Origin of the sequence: Allocoleopsis sp. (genome assembly GCF_036703385.1) — a bacterium.
Classification (GTDB): Bacteria; Cyanobacteriota; Cyanobacteriia; order Cyanobacteriales; family Coleofasciculaceae; genus Allocoleopsis.
This window is the reverse complement of the sequence record NZ_DATNPA010000663.1, coordinates 1-4,265: the sequence shown is the minus strand read 5'-3', so window position 1 is coordinate 4,265 and position 4,265 is coordinate 1. Positions and strand designations below refer to the sequence as shown.

General features: G+C 49.1%; 2 protein-coding genes. Both read right to left on the bottom strand.

Annotated features, from left to right (window positions below):
- Positions 1–1,200, bottom strand: a 1,200-nt coding sequence (locus tag V6C93_RS31350) for a flavin monoamine oxidase family protein (protein ID WP_333480599.1), incomplete at its 3' end; no start/stop codon positions are given.
- 181 nt (positions 1,201–1,381) lie between these two features.
- Positions 1,382–4,265, bottom strand: a 2,884-nt coding sequence (locus V6C93_RS31345; protein WP_333480598.1) for an efflux RND transporter permease subunit, incomplete at its 5' end; no start/stop codon positions are given.

Genomic DNA, 4,265 nt, shown 5'->3' with positions numbered 1-4,265 from the left:
AATCTCGTAATCGCGACCGCTAGCCCCCACGGGGATGAAGGAATAAGAACCACACGCAAAAGGGTCGCTTGCCCAACGAGTCACAATGGCTTCAGTTGGTTCTGGTATAATCGTTCCATAGATTAATCGCAGGGAACGCAACACTCGTGCGATCGACTCCTCCTCAGGCTTTTGCTCGCTCTCTCGTGCGGCTTGTCCTCCCAAAAACGCCACAAGTACGGGTTCTTGGAGGTGGGGAAATAAGTTCAACAACAAGGCGGCGTCGCTACGATCGCGTGGTAAGTAGCCGATCATGTCAGTATTGCCCTGCCAAAAGAGGTTGGGAAAGCGCAGCACCACTTTATCGAGTAGGCCCATTCCTAAGCGTTGGATAGCCTGTTGCTTGCGTTCGGGTAACGGGGGTTCAAACGCGACCTGTCCGGACTTAAGTACGCCTAGCGGGAGGGTAACAATTACGCGATCGGACTCGAAAACGGCTTGCTCAGTTTCTACTAGCATGCGATCCGATTCATATACAACGCGGCGTACTACCTGACCTAGACGAATATCGCTGCCTCTAGCGAGTTCCCGTACAATAGGCTCGTATCCCCTAGACAACAAGACATTCGAGCTGGAAAAGTACTCATCCTCATTAAAGTAAGCTCTGGATAACTCCGTGACCTCTGCTCCCATAAAGTTCGCAAGGGCGGCATAAATCCAGTTCAACTGCTGCTGTTGCCAATCGGTGAGGGGCTGTGAAACAGACAGCCCATCGACTGCCTCAGCAAGAGATGAGTCGGGTTCATCCGGTTGAGGTTGGAGGTCTAGTATTGCGTCTAGACGGCTGAGCAGAACGTTGGATTCGGATGAACTGATAGGTCTGCCATCACTGTCGTAGAAGCAGCTATTAGCAAATTTGGTAGGTCGAGTGGTTAAGCTTAGTTGAGCAGCTAATTGAGTCAGGGGGTTTCCTTCGTCGGCACCATGAATCCAGCTAGCGCCCAGATCCACTGGAACCCCTAGATGGTGACTTGTCCAAACGCGCCCTCCAATGCGATCGCGTGCCTCAAGCACGGTAACTTGATAGCCAACAGCCTTGAGTTCTCTTGCTGCTGAGAGTCCGGCAACGCCAGCACCAATCACTATAATAGTTTCTGACCGGTACTCCGGAAGCGGCTGCGTAGTCAGGTTAGCTGATGGTTCTTCGATATCCCGCTTCATTCTCCGTCTTCAACCTCTTGGAAAAAGTTGGGTTGGCAAGGTTTTTGAAAAATCCAGCTTAATCCTATAGCGGTTGTCAGTTGCATGAAGTATACCCAGAGGTTGATCATGGGTTACATCTGTAATTGCTCGTGAGTTCCGTCTCCTTTTCCACCTTTTTAAGGGGGTTAGGGGGAATTTTCTAATGGCTACTCGAAGAAGTCGTTACCTCAACACGGGGCTTTAGTTTGTCCGTCTTGTGAGACTTACCACGGGGCTTCAAGCGATCGGTAAGACTCTTAATCACGATATACAGAACTGGCACAATAAACAAACTCAAGAGAGTGGATACAAGCATCCCACCCGTGAGCGCGGTACCAAGAGATCGTCGCGACGCTGCTCCTGCTCCTTCAGGATTTACCAAGGGAGTAATACCCAGAACAAAGGCCAAGGAAGTCATTAAAATGGGTCGCAAACGCTCTTGAGATGCTTCCACTGCTGCTTTGGTAATTGTTAAACCCCGTTCTCGCAGCTGGTTAGCAAATTCCACAATCAAAATGGCGTTCTTACTAGCTAGACCAATCAGCATCACTAGACCAATCTGGCAGTAGACATCATTAGCTAGACCGCGCAGCGACTGAGCTGAAAGGGCACCGAAGATTGCCAAAGGAACTGACAGAAGAATAATTAGGGGGTCAATATAGCTCTCATATTGAGCTGCCAGCACCAAGAACACGAAAACAATTCCTAAACCAAAAATGATAGGTGCTTGACCGCCAGCGGCTAGCTCTTCTGCCGAGGTACCTGACCATTGGTAGCCTAAACCAGCAGGCAAAACTTTCTTAGCTACGTCCTCCATTGCTTTGATTGCCTGTCCAGAGCTAAAGCCAGGAGCCGCCGAACCCGTAATTTCAATGGAGCGGAATAAGTTGTAGTGATTAATCGTTTGTGCCCCTGTAGTTGGTGTTATCTTTACCAAATTACTCAGGGGAATCATTTGATTTTGTTGAGAACGAACGTACAGTTGACCAATATCGCTAGGATTGGAGCGAAACTGCTTGTCTGCCTGAACGTACACCCGATAAGTCCGTTGTTGCAAATTGAAGTCGTTCACATATTGCGAACCTAACAACGTCTGCAATGTAGTGAAAATGTCGTCTATAGAAACGCCGAGCGCTTTGGCTTTGTTACGGTCTACTTCAATGAGTAGCTGAGGCGTGTTTGCGGCAAAAGTGCTAAACACACGTTGCAAGCCGGTACCTGGTTGATTGGCTTGCTTGATCATCCCACCCATAGCTTCAAGTAGAGGAGCTAAACTTTCGTTGCCCTTTCGGTCTTGCAGCTCAAATTGGAAACCACCAAAACTGCCTAAACCCTGAATGGCAGGAGGATTAACAGGCAGTATTCTTGCTTCGGGAATTCCGCCTAAAGCTCCCGCCAGCTTACCGATAATCGCCTTTACTGACTGCTCTTCGCTGTGACGCTCCTCCCAAGGTTTGAGGGTTGTAAAAATCAAACCCTGGTTGGCACTATTTCCACTAAAACTAAAGCCGCCCACTACAAAAGTTCCTACCACTTCCGGAACTTTAAGGATTTCTTGTTCCACCTTATTCATCACATTGGCGGTATAGTTCAGCGAAACCCCCTCTGGCGCTTGGATAATCGTGATGAAATAGCCTTGGTCTTCTTCAGGGAGAAATGCCTGGGGAACGCTCAAGTAAAGCCAACCTGTTAGTCCTAAGGACAGAATAAACAGCCCGACCACGAGGCTTTTCACCCGTGACAGGATGTTTAGCGATCGCTTATATCCCCGTCGCGTCTGGTCAATGACTCCATTAATTCGGTCAAAAATCCAGCCAATCCAGCCACTTGGTTTTTGCTCCTGACGCAGCAGCAGGGCGCAGAGGGCGGGTGTGAGAGTAACAGCATTAAAGGTAGAAATCGCAACTGAGAAAGCGATTGTTAAAGCAAATTGTTGATATAGCTTTCCGGTCGTTCCTGGAAAGAAAGCGACTGGGATAAACACAGCCATGAGCACGAGTGAAGTCGCAATCACTGCCCCCAAAAGCTCTTCCATACCCTCAGAAGCCGCTTGACGGGGAGTCATGCCCTTATCCTGAATCAATCGAGCGATATTCTCGACCACGATGATTGCGTCATCGACCACCAACCCAGTTGCTAAAGTCAGACCAAACAAAGATAAGCTGTTGATCGAAAACCCGAAAACCTTGATAAAGGCAAACGTACCAATCAAAGAAACGGGAATTGTAATTGCTGGAATCAGAGTGGTTCGCCAGTCCTGCAAGAAAACGAAAATTACCAAGATAACCAGCACAACCGCTTCAAACAGCGTCTTGACCACTTCCCTCAGAGACTGTTGCACATACAGCGTAGTGTCAAGCGCCACCTGGTATTTCAGTCCTGGCGGGAAAGTCTGAGCAAGTCGCTTCATTTCTTCTTTGACTTCCTTGGCAACATCCAAAGCATTGCTACCGGGAAGTTGATAAATCCCCAAACCTACAGCATCGTTACCCCTAAATCGCAGGAAAGAACTATAGTTTTCTGCCCCAAGTTCAGCCCGACCGACATCTTTAAGCTTGACAAGAGTGCCATCTGCATCCGTTTTCAGGACAATGTCCTCAAATTGAGAGGCGTCAGTGAGTCGGCTGATGGCACGCAGGTCAATTTGATACATTTGCCCGTCTGGGGCTGGCTGCTGACCAATGCCCCCAGCACCCACCTGTAAGTTCTGTTCTCTGAGAGCATTAACTACGTCCTTAGACGCGAGCCCTCGACTGGCGAGCCGATTGGGGTCGAGCCACAAGCGCATCGAATATTTACGCTCACCAAAAATGCGGACATCCCCCACGCCCTTCAATCGTTTTATGGCATCTGTCAGGTAGAGGTCAGCGTAGTTGCTTAAAAATACGTTGTCGTATTCCTTGTTTTGTGCATACAGACCGATCGCCAACAGGATACTCGTTGACTGCTTCGTAACCCTGACTCCCGTTTGCTGCACTGCTTGGGGTAACTGGGGTTGGGCCACGGATACGCGGTTTTGCACATCGACAGCAGCGATATCTTTG